This is a genomic window from Kitasatospora sp. NPDC059088, assembly GCF_042738155.1.
Lineage (GTDB): Bacteria > Actinomycetota > Actinomycetes > Streptomycetales > Streptomycetaceae > Kitasatospora.
The window spans coordinates 35965-60376 of the sequence record NZ_JBHYGR010000014.1; the positions used below are offsets into that span (position 1 = coordinate 35965).

General features: G+C 74.9%; 21 protein-coding genes and 1 pseudogene. 9 read left to right on the plus strand and 13 right to left on the minus strand.

Annotated elements, in window-relative coordinates:
* The first annotated feature begins 52 nt into the window (after positions 1–52).
* Positions 53–1036, plus strand: coding sequence for an aldo/keto reductase (locus ACFWXO_RS09150; RefSeq protein WP_380522947.1), 984 nt, complete (start codon positions 53–55; stop codon positions 1034–1036).
* Between the two features lie 40 nt (positions 1037–1076).
* Positions 1077–1424: a hypothetical protein gene (locus ACFWXO_RS09155; RefSeq protein WP_380522948.1), complete on the plus strand. Its 348-nt coding sequence runs from the start codon at positions 1077–1079 to the stop codon at positions 1422–1424.
* A gap of 3 nt (positions 1425–1427) precedes the next feature.
* Here ACFWXO_RS09155 and ACFWXO_RS09160 read toward each other — a convergent pair whose 3' ends face one another.
* Positions 1428–1559, minus strand: coding sequence for a hypothetical protein (locus ACFWXO_RS09160; protein ID WP_380522949.1), 132 nt, complete (start codon positions 1557–1559; stop codon positions 1428–1430).
* On the opposite strand from ACFWXO_RS09160, the gene ACFWXO_RS09165 reads away from it, so the two are divergent.
* Complete coding sequence (locus ACFWXO_RS09165) at positions 1552–2385, plus strand: polysaccharide deacetylase family protein (RefSeq protein WP_380522950.1); 834 nt, start codon at positions 1552–1554, stop codon at positions 2383–2385. The two genes, ACFWXO_RS09160 and ACFWXO_RS09165, sit on opposite strands and share 8 nt — an antisense overlap.
* A gap of 42 nt (positions 2386–2427) precedes the next feature.
* Here ACFWXO_RS09165 and ACFWXO_RS09170 read toward each other — a convergent pair whose 3' ends face one another.
* On the minus strand, positions 2428–4008 hold the full coding sequence (locus ACFWXO_RS09170; RefSeq protein ID WP_380522951.1) for an acyl-CoA synthetase: 1581 nt from the start codon (positions 4006–4008) through the stop codon (positions 2428–2430).
* 379 nt (positions 4009–4387) lie between these two features.
* On the opposite strand from ACFWXO_RS09170, the gene ACFWXO_RS09175 reads away from it, so the two are divergent.
* The 4 genes from ACFWXO_RS09175 (at position 4388) to ACFWXO_RS09190 (ending at position 9397) form a co-directional block, all read left to right on the plus strand.
* Positions 4388–4639: a DUF6296 family protein gene (locus ACFWXO_RS09175; protein ID WP_380522952.1), complete on the plus strand. Its 252-nt coding sequence runs from the start codon at positions 4388–4390 to the stop codon at positions 4637–4639.
* Between the two features lie 219 nt (positions 4640–4858).
* On the plus strand, positions 4859–6307 hold the full coding sequence (locus ACFWXO_RS09180; RefSeq protein WP_380522953.1) for a hypothetical protein: 1449 nt from the start codon (positions 4859–4861) through the stop codon (positions 6305–6307).
* 162 nt (positions 6308–6469) lie between these two features.
* Positions 6470–7924, plus strand: coding sequence for a hypothetical protein (locus ACFWXO_RS09185; protein WP_380522954.1), 1455 nt, complete (start codon positions 6470–6472; stop codon positions 7922–7924).
* 33 nt (positions 7925–7957) lie between these two features.
* Entirely contained in the window at positions 7958–9397 is a 1440-nt protein-coding gene (locus ACFWXO_RS09190; RefSeq protein WP_380522956.1) for a hypothetical protein, read from the plus strand.
* Between the two features lie 98 nt (positions 9398–9495).
* On the opposite strand, the gene ACFWXO_RS09195 is transcribed toward ACFWXO_RS09190, so the two are convergent.
* From ACFWXO_RS09195 to ACFWXO_RS09205, 3 genes and pseudogenes are all read right to left on the minus strand, one after another.
* Entirely contained in the window at positions 9496–10590 is a 1095-nt protein-coding gene (locus ACFWXO_RS09195; RefSeq protein ID WP_380522957.1) for an alanine racemase, read from the minus strand.
* Between the two features lie 80 nt (positions 10591–10670).
* Positions 10671–11494: pseudogene (locus tag ACFWXO_RS09200) on the minus strand (SDR family oxidoreductase).
* A 115-nt stretch (positions 11495–11609) separates the two neighbouring features.
* The gene (locus tag ACFWXO_RS09205; protein WP_380522958.1) at positions 11610–12191 is read right to left on the minus strand and encodes a CGNR zinc finger domain-containing protein; all 582 of its coding nucleotides are present in this window, start codon (positions 12189–12191) and stop codon (positions 11610–11612) included.
* Between the two features lie 88 nt (positions 12192–12279).
* On the opposite strand from ACFWXO_RS09205, the gene ACFWXO_RS09210 reads away from it, so the two are divergent.
* Positions 12280–13803: an FAD-dependent monooxygenase gene (locus ACFWXO_RS09210; protein WP_380522959.1), complete on the plus strand. Its 1524-nt coding sequence runs from the start codon at positions 12280–12282 to the stop codon at positions 13801–13803.
* On the opposite strand, the gene ACFWXO_RS09215 is transcribed toward ACFWXO_RS09210, so the two are convergent.
* Positions 13777–14985, minus strand: a complete 1209-nt coding sequence (locus ACFWXO_RS09215; protein WP_380522960.1) for a hypothetical protein — start codon at positions 14983–14985, stop codon at positions 13777–13779. The two genes, ACFWXO_RS09210 and ACFWXO_RS09215, sit on opposite strands and share 27 nt — an antisense overlap.
* Before the next feature lie 99 nt (positions 14986–15084).
* On the opposite strand from ACFWXO_RS09215, the gene ACFWXO_RS09220 reads away from it, so the two are divergent.
* Positions 15085–16020, plus strand: a complete 936-nt coding sequence (locus ACFWXO_RS09220) for a DUF4232 domain-containing protein (RefSeq protein ID WP_380522961.1) — start codon at positions 15085–15087, stop codon at positions 16018–16020.
* Between the two features lie 42 nt (positions 16021–16062).
* On the opposite strand, the gene ACFWXO_RS09225 is transcribed toward ACFWXO_RS09220, so the two are convergent.
* The 7 genes from ACFWXO_RS09225 to ACFWXO_RS09255 form a co-directional block, all read right to left on the minus strand.
* Positions 16063–17580: an IPT/TIG domain-containing protein gene (locus ACFWXO_RS09225; protein WP_380522962.1), complete on the minus strand. Its 1518-nt coding sequence runs from the start codon at positions 17578–17580 to the stop codon at positions 16063–16065.
* 156 nt (positions 17581–17736) lie between these two features.
* A complete protein-coding gene (locus ACFWXO_RS09230; RefSeq protein WP_380522963.1) occupies positions 17737–18816 on the minus strand; it encodes an alcohol dehydrogenase catalytic domain-containing protein in 1080 nt (359 codons plus the stop codon).
* A gap of 9 nt (positions 18817–18825) precedes the next feature.
* Entirely contained in the window at positions 18826–19689 is an 864-nt protein-coding gene (locus ACFWXO_RS09235; protein ID WP_380522964.1) for a sugar phosphate isomerase/epimerase family protein, read from the minus strand.
* Complete coding sequence (locus tag ACFWXO_RS09240) at positions 19686–20504, minus strand: SDR family NAD(P)-dependent oxidoreductase (protein WP_380522965.1); 819 nt, start codon at positions 20502–20504, stop codon at positions 19686–19688. The genes ACFWXO_RS09235 and ACFWXO_RS09240 overlap by 4 nt, the downstream gene beginning before the upstream one ends.
* Entirely contained in the window at positions 20501–21676 is a 1176-nt protein-coding gene (locus ACFWXO_RS09245; protein ID WP_380522966.1) for an alcohol dehydrogenase catalytic domain-containing protein, read from the minus strand. Before ACFWXO_RS09245 ends, ACFWXO_RS09240 begins: the two co-directional genes overlap by 4 nt.
* Positions 21673–22878, minus strand: a complete 1206-nt coding sequence (locus ACFWXO_RS09250) for an ROK family protein (RefSeq protein ID WP_380522967.1) — start codon at positions 22876–22878, stop codon at positions 21673–21675. Before ACFWXO_RS09250 ends, ACFWXO_RS09245 begins: the two co-directional genes overlap by 4 nt.
* Complete coding sequence (locus tag ACFWXO_RS09255; protein WP_380522968.1) at positions 22875–24116, minus strand: sedoheptulose 7-phosphate cyclase; 1242 nt, start codon at positions 24114–24116, stop codon at positions 22875–22877. Before ACFWXO_RS09255 ends, ACFWXO_RS09250 begins: the two co-directional genes overlap by 4 nt.
* Positions 24117–24412: the final 296 nt, after the last annotated feature.

Sequence of the window (24412 nt, forward strand, 5' to 3'; positions counted from 1 at the left end):
CTGCTGCCGGGCCCGGGCGGCGTCGGGTGGGGTGGCGTGAGAGGCTCCTGGTATGGAACAGCGCGTACTCGGCCGGACCGGCCGTCCCGTTTCGGTGGTCGGACTCGGCACTTGGCAGCTCGGTGCGGACTGGGGTGACGTCCGGGAGGAGGACGCCCTGGCCGTGTTGGAGGCGTCGGTGGAGGCGGGGGTCACGCTCTTCGACACCGCGGACGTCTACGGGGACGGTCGCAGTGAGCGGCTGATCGGCCGGTTCCGGAAGGAGCGGCCGGACGCGGAGGTGTTCGTCGCGACCAAGTTCGGCCGCCGGGTCGAGCAGCGGCCCGAGCACTACCGCCTCGCCAACTTCCGTGCCTGGGCGGACCGTTCGCGGGAGAACCTGGGCGTGGAGCGGCTGGACCTGGTGCAGCTGCACTGCCCGCCGACGCCGGTCTACTCCTCGGACGAGGTGTTCGACGCCCTGGACACCCTGGTGGCAGAGGAGCGGATCGCGGCCTACGGGGTGAGCGTGGAAACCTGCGCGGAGGCGCTGACCGCGATCGCGCGTCCGGGCGTCGCCAGTGTGCAGATCATCCTGAACGCCTTCCGGCTCAAGCCGCTGGAGCGGGTGCTGCCCGCGGCGGAGGCGGCCGGGGTGGGGATCCTGGCGCGTGTGCCGCTCGCCTCGGGGCTGCTCTCGGGCCGCTACAGCGAGCGGACCGTCTTCGGCCCGGACGACCACCGCACCTACAACCGCCACGGCGAGGCCTTCGACCAGGGCGAGACCTTCTCCGGCGTGGACTTCGCCACGGGCGTCGAGGCGGCCCGGGAGTTCGCCGCGCTCGCACCCGAGGGCGCCACGGCGGCGCAGACGGCCCTGCGGTGGATCATCCAGCAGCCCGGGGTCACGACGGTGATCCCCGGCGCCCGCAACGTGGCGCAGGCCCGCTCCAACGCCGCGGCCGCCGAGCGGGCCCCGCTGCCCGCAGCCACGCTCGACGCCGTACGGGAGCTGTACGACCGCCGCATCCGGCCGCAGGTGCACGACCGCTGGTAGGAACGTCGCCGGCGGTCGCCGCCGGGTCTGGAGGGGATCGGTGGCACTACCGGCACTGGTCGAGGTCCGGTACCGGGCGGACCAGATGGCGGATCCCGGCCGTCTCACCTCCGTCGAGGACGTCGATCGCCTGATCGACGAACTCCTCGACGGCTCGGCGTACGAGAACCTGGCTCAGTTGACCCACCTGGCCAGGGGGGTCGTCAAGCCGAGAGTTCCGGGCCACGACTTTCCGGCGGTCCCTGACCACGACTTCCAGGTCGGGGTCGACCGCGAGCAGGACGTCGGGGTGCTGCTCTTCATCGACGGCAGTGGGAACTTCGTGACGGCAGGCCCGCCGGAGTCGCGCAACGCCCCGCGTACTACCTCGGCCTCGTCGCTCCACTGAGCGTCAGCGCGTTCCGGCGGGAAATGTCACCGGTCTGCTACGCGCGTCGAAGCGGGGAACCCCGGTGGGGTGGTTGACGTCCTCGACCTCGGAGAACACGCAGGTGGAGTCGGGGGAGGGGTCGTTGATGGACATCAAGGCGCGCATGGGGACCGTGGGCAACCGGTCGCGGGCGGCCGTCGCGGTGGCGGTCGTCGTCGCCGCGGCGACGGCTTGGGCGGCTCCCGCGGTCACCGCGACGGTCCCCGGCCATGACCGGAACGTCGCCCAGGCGCAGGACGGGTCCGCCGAAGGGCAGGGCGGCCAGGACGGTGCCCAGGGCAGCGGCGGCGGTGCGCAGTCCGGCGGCATACCCGAGGGCATAGCCCACGCCTCGGAGGCCGGGGGCAATGCCGTCAACATCACCATCGACGACGGGCCCGACCCGGTGTGGACCCCGAAGGTCCTCGACGTGCTCAAGCGGTACGGGGTGAAGGCGACCTTCTGCATGATCGGACCGCAGGCCAAGGCCCACCCGGACCTGGTCAAGCAGGTGGTGGCGGCCGGTCACCGGCTCTGCGACCACACCGTGGACCACGACACCACGATGGACAAGAAGCCCGTGGCCTACCAGGAGCGGGAGATCCTGGACGCGAAGAAGATGATCGAGCAGGCCGCGGGCGGCGCCGAGGTCATGTACTACCGGGCCCCCGGCGGCTCGTTCACCCCCGACAGCCGGCGGATCGCCGCCGCGAACGGCATGCGCCCGCTCGGCTGGAACGTCGACTCGAAGGACTTCGAGAAGCCCGGCACGGCGGCCATCGTCGAGACGGTGAAGAAGGAACTCGGGCTCGGCCCGACCGTCCTGTTCCACGACGGTGGCGGCGACCGGCAGCAGACCGTCGAGGCCCTCGGCCAGGTGCTCACCTGGTTGAAGAGCCAGGGTCGCGCCACCGGCTTCCCGGTCCGGACCACTCCGTGACCGTCGTCGTCCCAGCCGTCCCGGCCGTCTGGGCCGGCCGGGCTAGCGGATCCCGGAGGCCCGGGCCCGGAGTTCGCGCTTGAGGAGCTTGCCGCTCTGGTTGCGGGGCAGTTCGGTGACGAAGAGGACCTTCTTCGGCACCTTGAACGGTGCGAGCCGGCTCCTGACGTGGGCGATCAGTTCCGCCGCGGTGGGGGCGGGACTGCCGGGGCGGAGCACGACGAAGGCGGTGACCGCCTCGATCCACTTGTCGTCGGGGACGCCGATCACCGCGACCTCGGCCACGGCGGGGTGGCTGTAGACGGCCTCCTCGACCTCCCGGGAGGCGACCAGCACCCCGCCGGTGTTGATGACGTCCTTGATCCGGTCGACCACGGTCAGGTAGCCGGCCTCGTCGGCGACCACCAGGTCCCCGGAGTGGAACCAGCCGTCCTTGAAGGCCTCGGCGGTCTGCTCGGGCGAGTCCCAGTAGCCGAGGCACAACTGCGGTGAGCGGTAGACGACTTCGCCCGGGGTGCCGGGCGGCACCTCGGTGCCGGTCCGGTCCACGACGCGGGTCTCCACGAACAGCACCGGGCGTCCGCAGGAGGCCGGGCGGTCGAGGTGCTCCTCCGGCCGGAGCACCGTGGACAGCGGGCCGATCTCGGACTGGCCGAAGCAGTTGTAGAAGCCGACCTGCGGGTAGCGGGCACGGAGCCGGTCGAGCACCGCCACCGGCATGATCGAGGCGCCGTACTGGGCCTTGCGCAGGGAGGACAGGTCGTGCCGGTCGAGGTCCGGGTGGTTGGCCAGCGGAACCCACACGGTCGGTGCCAGGAACAGCGAGGCGATCCGGTCGGCCTCGATCCGGCGGAGCAGCTCGGGGATGTCGGGCGACTCCAGCAGCAGGACGGAGGCGCCGACGGCGAGGTACGGGAGCAGGAAGACGTGCAGGGCCGCCGAGTGGTAGAGCGGCATGCAGATCAGCGGCCGGTCGTCCTCGCGCAGGTCGAGGGCGTGGAGGGCGGACAGGTAGGCGTGCACCAGGGCGCGGTGGGGCATCATCGCGCCTTTGGGGCGGGAGGTGGTGCCGGAGGTGTAGAGCAGCTGGGCGAGCTCGGTGTCGGCCGGACCGGTGCCGAGTTCGGGCACGGGGCCGGCCGACGCGGCCTCCAGCAGGCCGGTTCCCAGTAGTCCGGTGCCCGAGGACCCGCTCCCCGGCAGCCCGGCCGGGTCCTCCCGCAGCGGTAGCACGTGTTCGACGGCCAGGCCGTCCCGGATCCGCTCGACCTCCGGCGCGAGCGCCGGGTCGCTGAGCACCGCGCGGGTGCCGGACTGGCCGAGCAGGTAGCGCAGTTCCTCGCCGGTGAGGGCGTGGTTGACCGGGACGTGCACCAGTCCGGCCCGGGCACAGGCGAGGAAGGCGATCGCGTAGGCGTCGGAGTTGCGCCCGTACGCGGCGACCCGGTCGCCGGGCCGCAGCCCGAGCCCGAGCAGGTGCCCGGCGGCACGGCTGACCGCCTCGTCGAGCTGCCGGTAGGTCCAGCTGCGGTCGGCGAACGTGAGGGCGACGCGGTCGGGGGCCCGGCGGGCGCTCCGGCGCAGCAGCCCGTCGACGGTGCCGGCTCGGGGGTCGTCGCTCATGGTCACGGTCACGGTCTCGCTTTCGTACGGCGGGGCGGCGGGGCGGTGCGGCGGAGGGGCGGTGGCGCGGCTGTACGGCTGGGAGGCCGGGCGGCTGCGCCCGGTCCGGACGACCGGAGCGGGCAGGAGCAGCCTGCCCGGTCCGGACCGCTCGCACCAGGGCCTGCGCCCGGCCGGTCCGTCCGCCCGGTCCGTCGGGTGCGTGCGGGCGTGTGCATCGGCCCCGGCCGGGTAGGTGCCCGGGTAACCATCGATTCCGGGGCCCGGCACCGTGCCGGGCCGAAGGGTGCTGCGAAGACGGTCACCGTTCGTATGCGACGGCCCGACCTCGGAGGAGAATCGACGCCACCGGGCGGGGAGTCCGACGAGGAGGCCGGCCATGAAGAGCCTTGAACGCCGCTACGCGGTGACCCTGCCCGGGTCGATCGGCGGGCACGCTCCGCCGCCAGTCGTCGTGGTCCGCGTCACCGAGGCCGTGGGCCCCGGCGGCGGACCGGTCTGGACGAACCGCGCCGGCGACCTCCGGGTGGAGATCATCGGCGAGGTCGCCACCGTCCTGTCCGCCCCGGACGGCATGGGGCGGCACCCCTGCCTGCACGCGGTGCCGCTGCCGGACCACCTCGCGCCGTAGCACGCATGCCTGCACACGCCCGGGGTGGCGGGAGGCTTCGCGGAAATGCCATTCCGCCGGAATTCAGGAACTGCGGAATTCGCTTCCGGCTTTGACGCTGCGAAGTCGCGCTGTTACGATCAAATGAGTCTTGATTGATCATTCGACAAAACCCCCCACCGCCGCGAATGCCGTCGCGAAGAACGACGGAAGGCCGCTGGGAGGAATCGAAGCCATGACATGACGACGCACCCCCTGGCCGTGCTGAGAATCGCGATCGGCCTTTCCCAGTCCGCGTACGCCCAGCTGATCGCCCGTACGCACGCGGAACTCGGCTACGGGCCGATGGCCGCGCGGCGCGAGAAGGTCTCCCGCTGGGAATCGGGCCGGATCGCTCCGGAACTCGGCGCCCAGCTCGCCATCGCCCGTATCCACCAGGTGGACCGGGAGATCGTGCTGCGCCTGGGCTGGCCGCAGTGGCTGTTCGTCGCCGGCGGCGACGGTGCACTGCTGCGGCAGCCGTGGAATCCGCAGGCCGCCGTCGACATCACCTGGGCCGCCGCGGGCGGGCCGGGGAATCCCGGCCCGGGCCCTGCACTGATCGCCACCGGTGCCACGCTCACCGCCCAGATCCGCGGCGCCGTGGCGGCACTCGCCGACGGCCCGTGCCCGCCCGTGCACGAAGGCCCCCGGATCGGCCCCGGAACGCTCGGCTGGGCCGAGACCCGCATCCGCACCCTGGAAGAACTGGAGGCCGGCAGCCCGATCCCGCAGGACGCGCTCCACGCCGCCGCCCGGGCCGAGTACCGGCTCGTCGGTGACCTCCTGGCGCGCCACCGGTACGACCGGACCACCGGCACCCGGCTGTTCCTGCTCGCGGCACGCAGCGCGGCCCTGTGCACCTGGACCAGCGGCGCCCTGGGGGAGGAGGGCCGCGCCGAGCGCTACGCCCTGGCCGCGATCCGGGCCGCGGCCGCCGCCGGGGCGCCCCGGCACACCGCCGCCTACCTCTCGCTGCTCTCGATCAGGCACCTGCGCCGCGGCGACCCCCGGGACGCCCTCGCCCTGCTCCGGGCCGCCCGGGCCGTCGACCCGCACCCCACCCCCAGGCTGGCCGTCATCCTGCACACCCGGCAGGCCCGCGCCCTGGCCCGGCTCGGCGAACCCGCCGCCGGCCTGCGTGCGCTGGAGCACGCCGAGAGCGCCCTGTCGGCGGCCGCGCCGGGCTGGGACGCACAGGCCGACCCCACCGGCAGCAACATCGACGAGGAGTACCTCGACCTCGCCCGCGGTCACACCTGGCTGCGTCTGGGGCAACCGGCCCGGGCCCTGGACAGTTACCGGAGCCTGCGCACCGGCGGCGCGCCGACGGCCCGGCCCCCCTCGCCGCACGCCGTGGCCCGGCTGCGCCCGCTGGTGGAGGCCCAGTTGGCGGTCGGGCAGGTCGACGAGGCGGCCGCCACCGTCCGCGGCGCCGTCGACCGGGCCGGGACCCTGCCGCCGGGGCTCGCCCACTGGTTCGGCAGCCGGCTCGCGCCGCACGCCGACCACCCCGGCGTGCGGGAGCTCCTCGACCACCTGGACGATCGGTCCGTGGCGCAGCGTCGGACCGGGTTCGAATCCGGGGGCGGCCGCGAACCCGGGGGCGGGTTCGGGCCCGGGCGCAGCTTCGAGCCCCGGTCCGACTGAAAGCGTCAATTCCCGTTCCGGCAATGCCGTCGGCAGTGCCTCGGGGAGTGCCTCTCCGTCTGGCGAATTCCGTATCGGTTTTTCTAGGATCCGGTACCGAAGCCGGTCCGGAGCCGGTCTCGGTTCCCCCACGATCTACAGAGACATCTCAAGACTGCATCCATGGCGCACCCACTCATCCTGTTGCGGTCCGCGAAGGGCCTTTCCCACCCCGAATACGCCCGTCTCGTCGCCCGGACCCATGTCGAGCTCGGCCTCGGGCAGATGGCGGCCCGTCGGGAGAAGGTCTCCCGGTGGGAATCGGGACGGACCGTCCCCGAGCACACCGCGCAACTGGCGATGGCGCACATCCACGGAGTCGCCGCCCGCGAGGTGCGCCGTCTCGGCTGGCCCCACTGGCTGCACCTGGTCATCGGCGACACCACCCTGCTGGAGCAGCCCTACACGGCCGCCGGCGCCGAACTCGCCCTGAACAGCGCGCTCCACCTGCCGAAGGCGCCACGCTCCCCGCGGCTCCTGCTGCGTGGGCCGGCGCTCACCGCCCAACTGCGGTCCGCGCTCACCCAGATCGCGGCGGACGGTGGGGGAATCCGCGCCGGCCGGGACGCCTGCCCCGGCCGGGGTGACGTGCCGGGCCGGTCCCAGGCCCTCGCCGAGCAGCTGCACTGGATCGAGGCCCGCACCGGCGCGCTCGAACGGCACGAGGACGGCTCGCTGATACCCGCCGAGGCCCTCTACCGGGCGGCGCACGCCGAACACCGGCTGGTCGTCGGCCTGTTCAACGGCCGTGACCGCGACGCCCCGGCCGCCCGCCCGCTCTTCCGGCTCGCTGCCCGCACGGCGCTGCTCTGCACCTGGTTGAGCAGCGCCGTCGGCGAGGAGACCCGGGCGGAGCGCCACAACCTCACCGCGATCCGGGCCGCCGCCGCTGCTGCCGCGCCCGGGACGGCCTCGGCGGCCATGGCCCACCTCGCCCGTCGCCACCTCACCGCCGGCTCCCCGGCCGATGCGCTGGCGCTCGTCCGGGCAGCCGCCGCCGTCCGCGCAGGGCAGCCCGGTCAGTCCGGACAGTCCGGACAGCGCGGGTCCTCGTACGGTCCGGAAAGCATCCTGCACTGCGCGGAGGCCCTCGCCCTGGCCCGGCTGGGGAACGCCACCGGCGCCGCGAGGGCGCTGGACCGGGCCGCCGCGAGCGCCGCCTCGGGGGGTGCCGGTCCAGTGGCCGGTACGGGGGTGGGTGCCGGGGTCGGTCCCGGGGTCGTCGAGCGGTGCGTCACCGTCAGCCGGGCCCAGGCCGCGCTGTTCCTCGGGGATCCGCAGGGCGCGAAGCCGTACTTCGAGCTTTTCGCCGACTCCCTGCTGGCACCGCAGAGCGCCGTCCCGTCGCCCCAGACGGGTGTCTGGCTCCTCTACGCGGCCGACGCGCACCTCGCGCTCGGTGAGCTCGACCGTGTCGCCGACACCGTCCACCGCGCCGTCGACGTCACCGGGAGGCTCCCGCCCGGACTCGACCTCCAGTACCGCGCGCGGCTGGCCCGGCACGAGAACGAGCCGGCCGTCCGGCAGGTCCTGGAGCGCCTGGACGAGGGCTCCCGCTCCAACCGGCCGATCCCGTAACGGCGATGACGCGATGACCCCTTCGGAGGCGACATGGTCCACGTCCACCCCCTCACCCGGCTGCGCGAGGGCATGGGCCTGTCCCAGTCCGAGTACGCCAAGCTCATCGCGCGCACCCACACCGCGCTCGCGCTCGGGAACACGGCGGCCCGCCGGGAGAGGGTCTCCCGCTGGGAGGCCGCCCGCTCCGTCCCCGAGCACACCGCCCAGCTCGCCATGGCGCACATCCACGGGATCCCCGCCCGCGAGGTCCGCCAACTCGGCTGGCCGCACTGGCTCCACCTGGCCACCGGGGACGCCACCCTGCTCGACCAGCCCTACACGGACCACGGTGCGGTCCTCGCCCTGCGCGCCGTCGTGGACCTCTCCGGGGCTCGGCATTCACCTGAACTCACCCTGAGGGGGCGTGAGTTGGCATCCCACCTGGGTGCTGCCCTGACACAGCTCGCCGACCCGGGCCGGACCGGCTGGACCCGCCGGACCACCCGCTCGGCCGCCGGGTGCGTTCCCGGCCTGGTCGGGAACCGCCTGCGCTGGAGCGAGGCCCGCACCACTGCTCTCGAACAGCAGGAGGCCGGCACCTTGATGCCCGCCGCGGCCCTGTACGGCGTGGCGTACGCCGAACACCGGCTCGTCGTCGGCAACCTGCTCAGCGGTGCCCGCACCGGCACCGAAACCGGCGCCGGGACCAGCGGCGGCGTCGAAAGTCCGGGACCACGGCGGCTGTTCCCGCTCGCGGCCCGCACCGCCCTGCTCTGCACCTGGCTCAGCAGCGCCCTCGGCGAGGAGACCGGAGCCGAGCGGCACAACCTCGCCGCACTCCGTGCCGCCGTCGCCACCGGTGACCGGGCCGCAGCGGGCGTCGTGATGGCGCAACTGGCCACCCGGCACCTCATCGTGGGTGACGCGGCCGACGCGCGGATGATCGTGCGGGCCGCCAGGGCCGCCGATCCTGAGCCGGCCCCCGCCGTGGCTGTCGTGCTGCACACCAGGGAGGCGCTGGCCCTCGCCCGCCTCGGCCGGTCCGGTGACACGGCGCGGGCGCTCGACCTCGCCGCCGACACCCTCGCCGCCGACACCCCGGTCGCCTCCGACCACAAGCACCGGCACCGGCCCGGGTTCCCGTTCACCGTCGACGACCGCTTCCTGACCTCCGTACGGGCCGACGCCTGGCTCCACGCGGCCGATCCACGACGGGCCGAACCCCACGCCGCCGCGCTGCTCGACTGGCTGGACGGCCCCGAGCCGGTGCTCGCCCCGCCGCTGACCGGCCGGATGCTGCTGTCCGTCGTCGACACCTACCTCGCCCTCGGCGAGGCGGCGCAGGCCGTCCGCGCCACGTCCTGCGCCATCGGCGTCTCCGGCACCCTTCCGCAGGGCCTGGCCCGGCAGTACCACCGTCGGCTCGCGGCGCACCAGCACGAACCGCTGATCCGGGAGGCGCTGGAACAGCTCGCCCACGGCGAGCTCTGACCCGGGCCCGGCGCCGGTCGGCAGGGGTCGGGCGGGTTCGGGCGGGAGGGTGCCGAACCCGCCCGAACCCGCCCGCCCGGTCGTCGGTCAGCCGCCGTTCAGCTGTTGGCGCCCCGAGCGGCCACCGTCCAGCGGTCGACGACCTCCCCGGCCCGGACCACCTCCAGGGTGTCGGCCAGGTTCACCGGCGTGCAGACGTGGACCGGGACGACGGCGACCCGGGAGCCCAGGCGGGGAGTGGGCCCGCCCTCGGGCAGCACGACGGTGGCGTGGTGCTCGGACAGGGAGGCCACCACCGCATCCGGGTGGTCCGGGAGGTAGCCGTGACCGCGGACCCAGGGCGAGGCGTCGGAGCCCAGCACCTTGCTGCCCGCGTCGAGTACGAAACGACCGGGGCCCGGGCTGCTCACCACGGTCGCGAGTGCGTAGAGCCCGAGGTCGTCCGCGGTGCAGCTGCCGATGGCCAGCTGGGTCGCGTCGTTGAAGACGTACACCCCCGGGCGCAGTTCGTTCACCGCGCCGGACCGCCACTGCCCGGCCGTCGGCGTCGACCCGCCGCTCACCACCGGCACCGCGATGCCCACGGCCCGCAGCGCCTCCGCGGCCTCGCCGAGTGCCCGTTCCTCGTCGCGGGCCGCGTGCTCGCGGGCGCGGGGGTCGTGGCCGTAGCCCTGGCCGGGGAAGGTGAAGACGCCCGCCACCTCCAGCCCGGCGTCGACGGCGGCGAGGCCGATCTCGGTCGCGTCGGCCGGAACGACTCCGGTCCGGTGGTGGCCGGAGTCGATCTCGATCATCACCTGCACCGGGGCCGCCGCTCCCCGCAGCGCCCGCCCCAGCCGCCGGACACCCTCCACGGAGTCCGCCCCCACCCGCAGGGCGACCGAGTCCGCGAGGGCGCGCAGCCGACGGGCCTTGGCGTCGTCGACCCACAGGGGGTAGGCGATGAAGAGGTCGGACACGCCGTTCGCGGCGAAGACCTCCGCCTCGCCGACGGTGGCCACGCTCAGGCCCACCGCACCGGCGTCGAGCTGGCGCCGCGCGATCTCCGGGCACTTGTGGGTCTTGGCGTGCGGGCGCACCGCGAAGCCGCCGTCGAGGGCCGCCGCGCTCATCCGGGCGATGTTGCGCTCCATGACATCGGCGTCGACGACCAGCGCGGGGGTCGCCGGCTCCTCGGGGAGATGTGTGCTCATGCCCCATGATCACGCGTCCGGCCGACCTCCGGTTCCCGCCGCGCCCCCCGCTACGTCGTCGTGCCGGCCCGTGCGGCCCGTCAGGCCTCCGCCGGACCGGGCCCGTCCGTCTCGGCAGCGCGAGGCGCGCCCGGCGGGATCGGCCCCAGGTAGGTGCCGCCGGAGGCGTCGACGGTCTGGCCGGTCACCCAGCGGCCGTGCGGGCCCGCCAGGAAGCCGACCACGTCCGCGACGTCCTCGGGCGTGCCGATCCGGCCCAGGGCGGTGATCGACTCCAGCCCGGCCATCGCCTCGTGGGCGCTGGTCCACGCGGAGGTCATGTCGGTGAGGATCACGCCCGGGTTGACGGTGTTGACGGTGATCCCGCGCCGGCCGAGGTCGTTGGCGAGCGGCGCGGCGAGCGCCTCCAGGGCCGTCTTGCTGACCGTGTAGCCGATCTGGAGCGGCGAGGGATCCGGGCGGCCGCCGAGGCCACGTTCACGATCCGGCCGCCGTCCCGCAGCAGCGGCAGGGTCCGCTGGATCACGAAGAGCGGCGCGCGGACGTTGACCGCCATCACCCGGTCGAAGTCCTCCTCGGTGATCTCACCGATCGAACCGGCCAGGTGCACGCCCGCGTTGTTGACCAGGATGTCCAGGCCGTCCTCACCGCGCTCCGCCAACCCGGCGGTGAGGCCCTCGAACAGCCGGTCCGGCCCGTCGCCCCGGTCGAACCGGGCCGGTACCGCGAACGCCCGGCCGCCCGCCCCCTCGATCAGCTTCACGGTCTCCGCGGCGGCCTCCTCGTTGCCGCCGTAGTGCACCGCGACCAGCGCCCCGTCCTCGGCCAGCCGCCGTGCGACCGCCCGCCCGATCCCCCGGGACCCACCCGTCACCAGCGCCGTCCTGCCGTCCAGCTCGCCCATGCCCGCCGTCCCTCCCACGCCCTCCCGGCCGCCTCCGGGGCCGGGCCGGGTCGTCCCGCCCCGAAGCCGGACGACCCCTGATACCTGCCCGCCCCCGCAGGCCTGATGCGCGGGCTCAGGCGCCGGTCCGTCGGGTGGCCCGGTGGGTGGCGACGCGGACGCGGGTGGCGCAGCGGGGGGTGCAGTAGCGCTGGGGGGTGCGGCGGCCGGTGTCGATGTAGTGGCGGCCGCAGCCGGGGGCGGCGCAGCGGCCCCAGGCGCAGGTGCCGCGTTCGCTGAGCCACAGGCCGAGGGCGAGGGCGGCGGTGGAGAGCAGCCAGTGGGTGAGGCCGGCGTCGGCGGGGGCCCGGGTGTGCAGGGACCAGGGGCGGCCGGGGAGCCGGACGAGGTGCGGGCGGGGCGGGTAGCGGTCGAGGAGGGCGTTGATCGCCTCGGCGGCGTGGTCGGGGTCGTCGGTGTCGAGGACGGCGATCACGGGGGCGGTGGCCTCGCACAGTTCCCGGGCGTCGGCCTCGGTGAGGTGGAACGGCGGACCGCCGTGGCGGTCCAGGAGGGCCTGGAGTTCGGCGGTGCCCGTGTCGGGGTTCGCGCGGACGGTGTTGGCGAGGTCGGCGAGGAAGTGGAGGCCGCGGGGGTTGTCCTCGGGTCCTCGGGAGGGGCCGGGGGCTTCGGGTGTCGGGTCGGGGGTCCGGGGCATGGGGTCGGGGTGTCCTCGTCTCCTGGGTGCTCTCTGCCGCCACCATGGTAACGTCAAAAATCTCGAATAGCCGTTACGAAGGAGTGGCATGCGATTCCCGGCAACGACCTCCGTGCTCATCGTCGGCGCGGGCCCCGTCGGCCTGACGCTGTCCCTCCTGCTGTCCGGCCACGGCGTGGACCACCTGCTCGTCGAGGCGCACCCCGACACCTCCCGGCACCCCAAGGCCCGTGGCGTGTCGGCGCGTTCGATGGAGGTGTTCCGGCGCTGCGGCCTGGAGCCGGAGATCCGGCGGGCCGGCCTCCCGCCCTCCCAGGTGTACTTCTACCGCGGCCGCACCCTGGTCGACCCGGACTTCGTGCGCACCGGGGTCGCCGTGCCGGACGGCCCCGAGCGGACCCCGTCCCCCGGGCTGATCTGCTCCCAGGACGCCCTGGAGGCCGTCCTCGCCCGGAGCGCCCGGGAACTCGCCCCGCAGGCCGTCCGGTTCGCGACCCGGCTCGTGGCGTACACGGAGGACGCCGACGGCGTGGAAGCCGTCCTGGAGGATCGCGGCAGCGGTGAGCGGCACACCGTCCGCGCCGACCGGCTGATCGGCTGCGACGGCGCGTCGAGCACCGTCCGCGCGGCCGCCGGGATCGCCATGGCCGGGCCGACCGGCCTCGGCCACTTCCTCGGCGTCCGCTTCGAGGCGCCCCTCGGCGAGGTCGTCGCCGACCGGGCCAGCGCCTCCTACTTCCTCACCGAGCCCGGCCGGGGCGGCTTCCTCGCCGTCGACAACGACCGGCGCTGGATCTACCAGCACCCGTACGACCCCGGCCGCGACGACACCACCGCCCTGCGGGCCGACCACCCGCGGCTGGCCCGGCTGATCCGCGAAGCGGCCGGGCTGCCGGGCCTGGCCGTGACCGTCCTGGACACCACCACCTGGCGGATGGACGCCCAACTCGCCGACAGCTACCGGAAGTCCAGGGTGCTCCTGGCCGGCGACGCGGCCCACGTGACGCCGCCGACCGGCGGGCACGGCATGAACACCGGCATCGGCGACGCCGACAACCTGGCCTGGAAGCTGGCCGCCGTCACGGCCGGCACGGCCGGCGACGCGCTGCTCGACAGCTACGAGGCCGAACGCCGCCCCGTGGCCCGCCAGGTCATCGACATCTCCCTCGCCAACTCCCGTGCCCGCACCAGCTACCGGATGGACGACGAACTGCTGCTCACCGCGGCCTACACCTCCACCGCCGTCCTCCCCGCCACCCCGGCGCCGCGCCCACCCCTCGACCCGGACGGCGCCCACCCCGACCCCGCCCCCGGCACCCGCCTCCCGCACCTGCCGCTCCCCACCGGCTCCACCCTCGACCTGGTCGGCCCGGGCTTCGCCCTCCTCACCGCCGACGCCGCCTGGCAGCGCCACGCCGACACCGCCACGGCCGCCGGCCTCCCCGTCACCCTCCACCTCCTCCCCGCCGACCTGACGCGGCCGCTCACCCTCCCACCCACCGGCGCCACCCTGGTCCGCCCCGACGGCCACATCGCCTGGCAGGCCCCGCACCCGGCCGCCGAAGCGACCCAACTCCTCGACGTACTACGGCAGATCCTCGCCCGCCCCTGAGTCGCCCGCCCCTGGGTCGCCTGCCCCTGAGTCGTGCGGCCCTGTTGTCGCGTGAGCCGAGACGGCCCGGTCGGACCGGAGAGCGTCCGCCCGTTCCACGAGGTGGTCGAGAACCGCGAGGGTGAGGTCCGCGAGGTCGGTCCGCGTGAGCGAGCCGACGTCGAGCCGGAACTGGGTCGCCAGGCGCCGCTGCCGGTCGTGGAAGAAGACCGGATGCAGCCGGGGTGTGCTCGCGCCGCTGGCGAGCCGGTCGCGCCAGCCGGCCAGGACCTCGGGATCGGCGGGGCCGTTCAGGCCGTCGTGCTTGTCGGCGCGGAGCGCCGCGGCCAGTTCCGGACGGCCCCGCCGGCGAAGGCCCTCCTGGATCGAGGACAGTGCCATCGCCGGTTGCAGCTCCACGGCCAGGTCGTGGGCTTCGAGCACGGCTTCCACCGTCGGCCTGGCACCGGTGAGGACGTCGACGCACGGCCGGAACAGCCAGGGCTGGCTGGGCATCCCACGGCCGGGGCAGCGCAGGTCCACGGCGATCCAGGCGTGGTCGGAGCCGGAGGGGTGGTGTCGCCAGGCCATCACCATCGGGTTGCCGCCGCTGGTGCTCATGGCCCTCGCTTCGGCTGAGCCCGGATGGTCGCGGCGCAGCGCGTCGTCGAGGGCGAGGGCCGTACGACGGCTCACCACGTCCGGCACGTACCAGCCGGAGGAACTCCCGATCGCACCGTCGGCCTCCGTTTCCCAGCTGTGCAGGACGTCGGTGGTCCCGTGCGCGAGCCACGCGGCGTGCGGATCCGCGGCCGAGTGCCACGCCTGGAAGAGCGTGACGAGGCGCAGCGATCGCCACGGCTCGGTGGGCCGGGCGGCGTCGAAGGTGCAGTAGAACAGGGCCGGTACGGGGTCGAGGGTTTCGGCCCAGGCCCGGTAGCGGTTCAACTGATCGCCGTGCTCGTCGGAGGCGCCCTTCATCTCCAGCACGGCCACGGGACGGTCGTCCGACCGCCGGTACACCACGAGGTCCAGGCGGCCGGCAGGCTGTTTGACCTCGCGTCGACACCGGTACGGGCCGGGGGCGAGGCCGAGCAGGTCGATCAGGGGCTGGGGATCGCGCTCGAACAGGAAGGCCAGCAGGTCGCTCAAGCTGTTCTCGTTGGCGACCAGTCGTTCGAGGGCAGGGCTGGGTTCCGGCATCCGGAGATCATCCTCCACCGGCGGCGGCGTTGCGGGGCTGTTGCAGGGGGAGTGACGGCGGTCACGGTGGGGTGGGGTGGTTCGTGATCGGATGGTCGGATGGGTGAGTTCGGGACGGGTGGGGTGGTGCCGGTGAGGCGCGGGGTCGGTGCGGTGGGTGCGGTGGCGGCGGCGGTGGTGCTGCTCGCGGGGTGCGGGAGCCAGGTGGCCGGGGCGGGCGGGGAGGGCGGGGGGCCTTCGGTCGCCGGCTCCGGCAGTGCGGGGCCGTGCGGGGTGGCGTCGGCCTCGCCGGGGCCGGTGGCGAAGGACGGGGTGCGGATCACGGCGGCGAGTGCGGCCTGTGCGGAGTACGAGGTGACCAACCCGGGCGCGGAGGCGGCCGATGTGACGGTGGTGTTCGGCCGGTCGGGGGCGGCCGGGGGTGTGCTGGGCAACGAGACGAGGACGGTCAGGGATCTCGCACCGGGGGCGACCGGGAAGGGGCGGGTGGAACTGGACGGGAAGGGCTCGGTGCTGACGGTCGTCAAGGTGCGGAGCGTGCCGAGCGCCGAGGCCTCGCGCCCGGACGGGCCGTGCCCGGCCTCCGGGGTGCGGGTGAGCGCGGACGACGGGGATGCGGCGATGGGGTTGCGGGTGGTGGCGCTGCACCTGCGCAACTGCGGGACGGCCACGGTGAACCTCAACGGCTACCCGGACCTCCAACTCCTCGACGTGGGGCACCGGCCGGTCGACGGCGTGCGGCTCCTGCACGGGGGTGCGCAGATCGCGAGCGGCACCGGGGCGGACGACCCGCCGCGGCCGCTCGCGTTGAAGCCGGGCGAGGGGGCACGGTCCACGCTGGCGTGGCGCAACACCACCGAGGCGGGCGCGGGCGACGCGGTGAACGCCCCGTACGTGCGGGTCCGGGTGATGCCGGGCGCCGCGCCGGTGACGGTCGTGCCGGAGCTGGACCTGGGCACCACCGGGCGGCTGGGTGTCGGCGCCTGGGTGCGGGAGGACGGGCAGCCGCCGGCGACCAGGCCGCCGGCGGGGTGATCAGGGCTCGGCGGTCATGACTCGGCGGTCATGACTCGGCCGTCATGACTCCGGGGACGATTTCAGGTAGGTGAACTCGTTGGCCGGCCCGGCCGGGGACGAGTAGCCGTTGGACACCACGGTCACGTTGACGGTGCTGGGCCTGCCGAAGCCGGTGCTCGGGGCGGGCGCGTCGACGACGATCTCGTAGGGCGGCTGGACCTGCGGCGACGCCGCGGGGTTGGTACCGAAGAACACCTGGGCGTCGGCGCCGAAGTTGACGCCGGTGACGGTCACCGAGGTGCCCTCGGGGCCGGTGGCCGGGAAGAGGCCGGTGGTGATCACCGGTGGGGGGCCGCCGTAGGCGAACCGGCCGAAGGGGACGGCCGCCGAGGTGCCCAGCTCGGTGGTGACCCGGACGTCGACCACGCCGACTCCGGGAGGCGCGTGGAGGCTGATCGCGAGGCCGTCGCCGCTGACCGCGAGGTCCTGGCCGGGGACGGGGCCGAAGTCGACGGCCGCGCCCGGGCCGAAGCCGCTGCCGGCGACGGCCAGTGCGGTGCCGCCCTCCCCGGAGTTCGTGGAGAGGGCCCGCACCACCGGGCCGGCCAGGACGTCGGGGGCGCCGAGCAGGCCCAGGTAGGTGGAGTTGGCGTGCTGGAAGGCGACCTGGCCCAGGAAGTCCGCGAGTGAGCTCTTGACGAAGTCCGGGTCGTGGGTCCGGCCGTAGTCGATGGCCAGGGGCACGGCCTGGCCGGGCTGGGCGTATGGGTGGGGACCGGGCAGACCGGCGATCACCGAGATGACGGCGTCCACCTCGTCGTTCGCCGCCGGTCCGGGGGGAGTCGGGTACCAGCCCTCGGCGTCGTCGAGCGAGGTCCAGGCGAGCGGCACGACGTCGTAGGGGTTGTAGTAGCGCGCGTTGACGATCCACGGCAGGGAGTCGACGTAGTCGGCGAAGTCCGGGCCGCCGGCGGTGGGGGCGGCGAAGGTGCAGAGGCCGAACTGCGGGGTGGCGCCGGGCCAGGACCGTGCCTGGAGGTAGGGCGCGACCATGGTGGCGATGCAGCCGCCGAGGCTGTGGCCGATCACGTACACCGTGGGGGTCTGCGCGGCCCCGGCGAGGGCTTCGGTGAGCGCCTGCACCAGGGTCACGCCCCCGCTGCTCATGGACACGACCTGGGTGAAGGCCGCCATCGCGCCCTGGGACACGGACACCGGGGCGGACGGTGCGCCGACGGCGGTGAACGGCACCACCGTGCCGACGTCGAGGTCCTCCAGCAGGTCGGTCACGTTGCCGACCGTGCCGCGGAGGACCACGGCGAAGCTGCTGGAGGAGGGGTCGGCCGCCAGGTACGCCAGGTTGGCGTTGTCGGGGGCCAGCGCCAGCCACCGGAGGCTCCAGTCGGCGCCGGTGGCGAGGTCGGTGTCGGCCAACTGCCGGGTGATGCCCAGGAACACCCGGTTCAACTGCTCCGGCACCGTCTCCCCGGACGGGCGCGGGGTGGCGGCGGTCGCCGCGATCGCGGCGAGGGTCATCGCCACTTGGGGTGTCATCGGTGCGGTCTGCTCCGCCGCCATGCCGGCTCCTCGGGATCGCCTGGTGGGACAGGGAGGATCGTGTCCGATCGGCTTCCCGCCGCGCCCGTCCGACGCGGTGCCGGATCCCCGCGTCACGCCACCAGGCGTACACCGGCCCCGGGTGCGAAGCCGGTGCGCGCGCCCGTCCGGTCGGGGTCAGGGCGCGAGGTCGATGATCACCTTGCCGGGGTGGTCCTCCCGTTCGGCGGCGATGTCGGTCACCCGGCGCGGGAAGTCGTCCAGGCCGATCCGCAGGGAGGTCAGCTTCTCCAGGGGGAAGGCGAGCGGGTGTTCGGCGCGCAGCCGGAAGCCCTCCTCGTAGTCCTCGCGGTGGCAGCCGTAGGCGCCGGCGAGGTGCAGCCGCTTGCCGTGGTGCTCGACCGGCTCGATGAGCTCCGCGCGGCGGATGGTGTCGACGTCGGCCCGGCCGGGCGGGTAGGTGTCGCCCCGGCGGGTGCCGCCGTAGACGAAGAGGACGGCGCCGTCGGCGGCCAAGTCGCTGGCGGTGTCCAGGAGTTCGGTGGTCGATACGGTGGTCGCCACGATCACCACGTGGTACCGGTCCTGGTGCTGCGGCGCCTTGGCGTCGGTCAGCGGGTGGATCTCCTCGGCGGCGAGCAGGCCCTGCTGCCGGGCGAAGGCGCGCCGGGCCTCGCCGCGGTTGAAGACGGTGGGCGAGGCGCCCAGGTGGCGGGCGTACAGGGCGAAGGTGAGGCCGGCGCAGCCGGCGCCGAGGACGGCGACGCGCCGGCCCCGGAGGTCGGTGAGAGCGGTGAGTTCGAGCAGTCTGCGGAGCGCGTGCACGATGCAGGCGAAGGGCTCGGGCATCCAGACGGCGTCCCGGATGCCGGTCTCGGGGACGCGCACCACGGCCTGGTCCAGCTGCGCCTCCGTGCCGTGGACGAAGACGTACTCGGCGAAGCCGGTGGTGCGGGTGGGGGTGATGTTGGGGTTGAGGGTGACGAGTTCGCCCTCCCGGAAGCCGGTCCGGGCGCCGGCGAAGGCGACGGTGCCGACGAGTTCGTGGCCGAAGAGCGGGCCGCGGTCCTCGGGGACGTCGCGCGAGCCGACGACCTCCTTGGCGTCGGCGCGGCAGATGCCCAGGTGGTGGGGCTTGATGAGGACGGTGTCGGCGCGGAGCGCGTCGTGGGGGAAGGGGCGGGTGCCGAGGCTCACCACGCCGTCCCGCAGGGTGGTGGTGGCGTACTCGGCCGGGAGGTTCGGCGCTTGGGGCACGGGGGCTCCTCAGGGGCGGGAGGCGGACGGCTCGTGGGGGACGGACGGCTGGTGGGGGGCGGACGGCTGGTGGGTGCGGGCGAGGTCGCGGGCGCGTTCGAGGTCGAGGGCGAGGCGGACGGGGTCGCCGTCGCGGTGGTCGTTCTCCAGGACCAGCGCCTCGGGCCGGAACCCGTGCGCGGCGAGGGCGGCGAGGGACTCCCGGACCGGGCCGTCCCCGTCGCCGAGGAGGTCCCGCGCCACCACGCCGCCGGTGCCGTCCTTGAGGTGGACGTGGGGCGCGAGCCAGGGGTGGACGGCCTCGACCAGGGCCACCGCGTCGACCCCGGCGACCCGCGGGTTGTAGGTGTCCAGCAGCAGCCGGAAGCCGTCCGCCGCGACCTGGTCGACCAGGCGGCGGGCGCGCGCCGGGTCGAGGTCGTTCTCGTTGGCCAGCAGCAGCCCGCGGGCCCGGGCCTCCGCCGCCGCCCAGGCCAGTACGGCGGCCGTGCGGTCCAGTTCCGCGCGGTCGGTGACGGCGCTGCGGCGGAAGCTGGGGACGAAGGCCAGCGGGGCGCCGAGGGCGTGGGCGGCGTCCAGCACCCGGATCAGGACGCGTCGGACGCGCAGCGCGTCCCGGCCGCCCGGCGGGGCGTGCAGGCCGATGTCGTTGAGGGTGTTGCCCGCGACGGCGAGCGGTCGGACCCGGAGCCGGGCGCAGTGCTCCAGGATCCGCTCGACGGTGCCCGGCGCGTCGAGCCACGGCCCGCGGCCGGGGCCGCCGAGGTCGAGCTGGAGGCCGTCGGCGCCGGCCCGGTGGGTGAGCCGGACCGCGTCGAGGTGGTCGCCGGGCAGGCGCCAGCCGGCCAGCCCGAGGAGCGGGGCGGCGGTCACGAGGCGGCGCCGGCGGCGGCCCTCGCGGTGGCGGTGGCGGTGGCCGGGACGGGGCGGCTCTGGGAGAGCGGCAGCCCCTCGCCGACCGGGCGCCAGCCGCCCTCGGGGTCCACCACCAGGTGGGCGCCGTGCAGTCCGGCGCCGGCCGTCGCCGCGAGCTCGCGGGCCAGCGGGGCGAAGCTCGCCGGGCGCATGTACGCGGTGTAGTCGAAGCCGTCGGGGCGCCGGCGCCGGATCCCGGGGGTGTCGACCATGCCGGCGGGCAGGGCCTGGACGATCCGCAGCGCCTCGGTGCCCGGCGGTTCGGCGGCCTCCTCCTGGGCGACGGAGTCGAGCAGGGCGGCGGCGCCCGCCTTGGTGGCGGCGTAGCCGGAGCGGCCCGGCCCGGCGTTGTAGACGACCTCGGAGGAGATGCCGAGGAACACCCCGGGGCGGTCGGGGCGGCGCAGGGCCGGGACGGTCCAGGAGAGGGTGAGCCAGAGGCCGTGCAGGTTGACGTCGAGTTGGCGGCGCCACTCGGCCTCGGTGCACTCGCGGAAGAGGGTCCGCCGGTCGCCGTAGTGGACGGCCGAGTAGCAGACGGCGTGCAGCGGTTCGGCGCCGGCCAGGGACAGGTTCTCGGCGACCCGGTCGGTGTCGGTCAGGTCGGTGGCCGCCCAGCGCAGCCGCTCGGCCCCGGGGCCGGCCGGGCGCGAGCGGCTGAGCACGGTGACGTCCAGCCCGGCATCGGCCCAGGCGTCCGCGACGCCACGGCCGATGCCGGTGGACCCGCCGACGACCAGGGCGCGGCGGCGGGTGCGGTCGGGCGCGGTCACTGGGCCTCCAGGGGTGTGGGCGGCGCCGGGGCGAAGCGCACCGCGAGTTTGACGAGCCGGCTCCCGGCGACGCTGCGTCCGCCGCCGGCCGAGAGCCCGGTCATGATCCGGGCGGCCTCCGGCGGCCCGACGACGTGCGTCACCAGGTCGCGGTAGGCCTCCGGGTGGTGGCACAGCTCGGCGGCGGCCTCGGCGAGGTGGTCGTTGCCCACGCCGCGGTGGCCGGTCAGCCGGACGCGTCGGCCGTCGGCGGTGCGGGTGGTGGTGAAGGCGTACGGGACGGGGTGCCCGGCGCAGTTGGCGGCCCGGACGGCGGCCAGGTCGACGCCGGGCAGTTCGGTGACGGCGGCGCCGGGCGGGAGGCCGCCGAACAGGTCGACGGTCAGGTCGCCGGTCGCGTCGTCGTCGAGGTGGTCCGAGAGTCCGGGGCCGCCGAGCCGCAGGGCGGCGGCGAGCGCGGCGAGGGTCCCGTCGCGCGGGGTCGCGAGCAGGGCCGCGACCGGCCCGGAGCCCACCGGGGGCACCGGGTTGAGCGTCAACTCCGCTCCGGGGAAGGCCCGTTCAGCGCTCCAGGCCAGCCCGTCCGGGGTGTGGTGGACGAGCAGGACGCGGACGTCGGCGCCGAGCCGGCGGCGGGCGGCCCGGACGGCGAGCTGCCCGATCGTCCCGTCGCCGTACACCACCAGGGTCCGGGGACGGCCGGCGGCCAGCAGGCCGAGGGCGTACCGGACGGCGGCCAACGGCTCGATCAGGGCGCCGAGCACCGGGTCGGGCTCCTGCGCCAGCGGCACCACCAGGCCGTCCCGGACGGCCGTCGCCGGGATCAGGGTGCGTTCCTGGAGCAGGCCGTCGACGTTGTGCCCGAGCAGGAAGGACGGGTCCGTCCGGTGGGTCGGGTTGACCACCACCGGGGTGCCCGGGCGGCGCAGGGCGGCGGGGACGCCCGGGCCGGCGGCGACCACCCGGGCGATGCCCTCGTGGCCGATCACCGGCGCCGGGTCGTCGCGCAGCCCGCGCAGCATCTGGATGTCCGTCCCGCACAGCCCGGCGACCTGGGTGGCGACGAGGAGTTCGCCCGGGGCGGGGGCCTGGGTGGGACGCAGCCGCAGCCGTACGCCGCCGGGCTCGCGGACCAGCGCGCGGTGGCTGGGGACGCGCTCGGCCGTCGTCATGTCGACACTCCGGCTCCGGCCGCGATCCCGGCCCCGGCGAGGCTGTCGGCCTCGCCGGGGGCGGTGACGGTGATCCGCCGGTGCAGCCAGTCGGGGGTGCGGTCGCTGGTCAGGTAGAGGCCCTCGCGGGTGAGGTGGCCCAGCAGGGCGCGCCGGTAGTGGTGGCCGAGGCCGTGGACGACGCCGCCGGTCAGCACCACCTCGTCCAGCTCGGGGTCGAGGCAGAGCGCGGTGCGCAGGACGGCCGCGACGGGGGCGGTCGCGGCGTCGAGCAGGTCGGCGGCGAGCGTGTCCGGCCCGGGGCGTCCGTCCTGCCCGTCCCTCCCGTCCTGGGCACGCTGCGCGCCGGTCCCGTCCTGCTCGTCCTGCTCGTCCAGGGCCCGGCGCAGTGCCGTCTCGAAGGCGGTGCCGCCGGCGGTGAGCCGGCCGAGCCGGGAGGCCGCCCAACGGGCGGGCTCCCGGTGGGCGAGGGTGTCGGCCAGCCGGGCGATGCCGGGGCCGGAGGCGTAGGCGGCGAGGTGGCCGGGCCGGCCGCAGTCGCAGGTCAACTCGACTGTGCTGCGCAGGAGTTCGGCGTGCACCGGTAGGTGGCCGATCTCGCCCTGCAGTCCGCTGTCGTCGACCGGGATCCGGCGCTGCCGCTGGTCGAGCACCCGGCAGGCGATGCCGGAACTGATGGTCGCCAGCAGGACCTTGCGGTGGCCACTGCGCTCGGCGGCCGCGGCGGCGTGCAGCAGCGCGGCGGTGACGTCGTTGACGATGTGCCACCGGACGTCCGGGCGCCGGGCGGTCAGCGCGGCCCGCAGGTCGTACGGCTCGCTGTGCTCGCCCCACAGCGGGGCGGAGGCGTAGACGAGCCCGGAGCGGTGGTCGAGGGCCGCGCCGAAGGAGATGCCGACGACGGGGGCCGGGGTGTGCGGCACGCCGGCGCACAGCTGGCGGACCATCATGTCCTGGAGCTCGGCGACGGTGGCCGAGGGGAAGCGCTTGAAGCTGGGGGAGGGGTGCGTGGTGCGGGTCCCCAGCCCGCCCCGGCGCTGCCAGACGGCCCGGCGGATGTGGGTGCCGCCGACGTCGAAGACGGTGATGTCCGCAGGCGCCTGGCCGCCCGGCGAGGCGTCCGGCAGAGTGTCCCGGCCGCCGCCCGGCGAGGTGTCCGGAGAGGCGTCCGGCGAGGCCTGGGGCACGGTGCCCGCGCTCATACCGCCGCGCCGACGAGCTCGGCCCGCGCATCCGTCGTCCAGGCGCCGATGAACTCCAGGGCCCGGCCGAGCTCCGCCGGGGTGAGGTCGTTGGCGAAGACGACGGAGCCGATGCCCCGGGTGAGCGGGACGCGCTGGAGGCCGTCCCGGTGCTTGACCGCGTCGGCGAGCGCCTCCTCCAGCAGCTCCTGGGTGAAGATCGGGTGGGCGACGGGGAGTCGGAAGCCCTGGAGGAGTCTCAGCGCCCGGTCGGTGTCGTGCGCGGAGAGGTGGCCGCGGAGGTGGGCGAGGGCGAGGCAGATGGCCATGTCGACGGCGACGGCCTCGCCGTGCAGCAGGGGCGGGTCGGCGCGCAGTTCCAGGGAGGGGCTGAACGTGTGGCCGTAGTCGACGGAACGTTCCAAAACCTGTTCCCAGAGGTTGGGTTCCAGTTCGTCGAGCATCCCGGAGATGGCCCGGGACAGCACCTCGCTGACCGCCGAGCCGCAGCCGCCCAGGGTCTCGGGGGTGATGTCGCCGACGGTGGCCTCCAGCAGGTCGAACAGGACGGCGTCCTTGACCAGCGCCATCTTGATCACCTCGGCGATGCCGTTGGCGACGTGCCGGGGGTCGATGGTGCGCAGGAAGTGCGGGTCGATCAGGGCGAGTTCGGGGGCGAAGTAGGCGCCCAGGCGGTTCTTGTGGTGGCCGTGGTTGATTCCGGTCTTCACTCCGATGCCGGCGTCGATCTGGCCGACCAGCGTGGTGGGGACGCGGATGTAGGGCACGCCGCGGCGGTACATGCTCGCCGCGAAGCCGACGATGTCGAGGACGACGCCGCCGCCGACGGCGACGACCTTCTCGGCGCGGCGCAGGATGCCCATCCGGGACATGGCCTCGGTGACGAGGACGGCCTGCTCCAGGGACTTGGCGTCCTCGTCGCCCTGGACGACCTGCCAGGTCGCGTCGATCAGCCAGCGGTCGAAGTACGCGGCGAAGCGCTCGTGGTAGAGCGCGTCGACGGCGGAGTCGATCGCGAGCAGGCAGCGGAAGGGCCTGCCGTGGCCGCCGCCGACGGCGCGGGCGAGGGTGGGGTCGTCGAGGTCGAGCAGTCCGCGCACCATGCTGACGCTGTAGGCGATGGGCTGTTCGGCCCGGATGTTCCAGTGCAGGCCGGGCGGCTTGGGGAGATCCGCTACCGGGTTCAGGCCGGTCGGGCGGTGGTGCGTGGTCGGGCCGGGGAGTGGGGTACCGGACATGACGAAACCTCCGTGAGCGTCCTCGAGCGGGGGAGTGGGCGGTGGGAACGAGTCGACCGTCCGCCTGTTGTCGGCCTCGAACGCTAGTGCTCGATCCGTATACACGGCAACGTGATGGCGGTCACAGTAGATGCATTCGAATGCATAGTTCTGGACTGTTACTTCGCATGGAGTCCTGTTGCGGGGAGGTGAAGCGGCATGAAGCGGGCCCCCGGGGGGGGGGGGGGGGGCGCGGGCGGGGGCGCGGGGCGGGGGGGGGGGGGTGGCTGGTGATATATAAAAAAAAACTCGCTCCC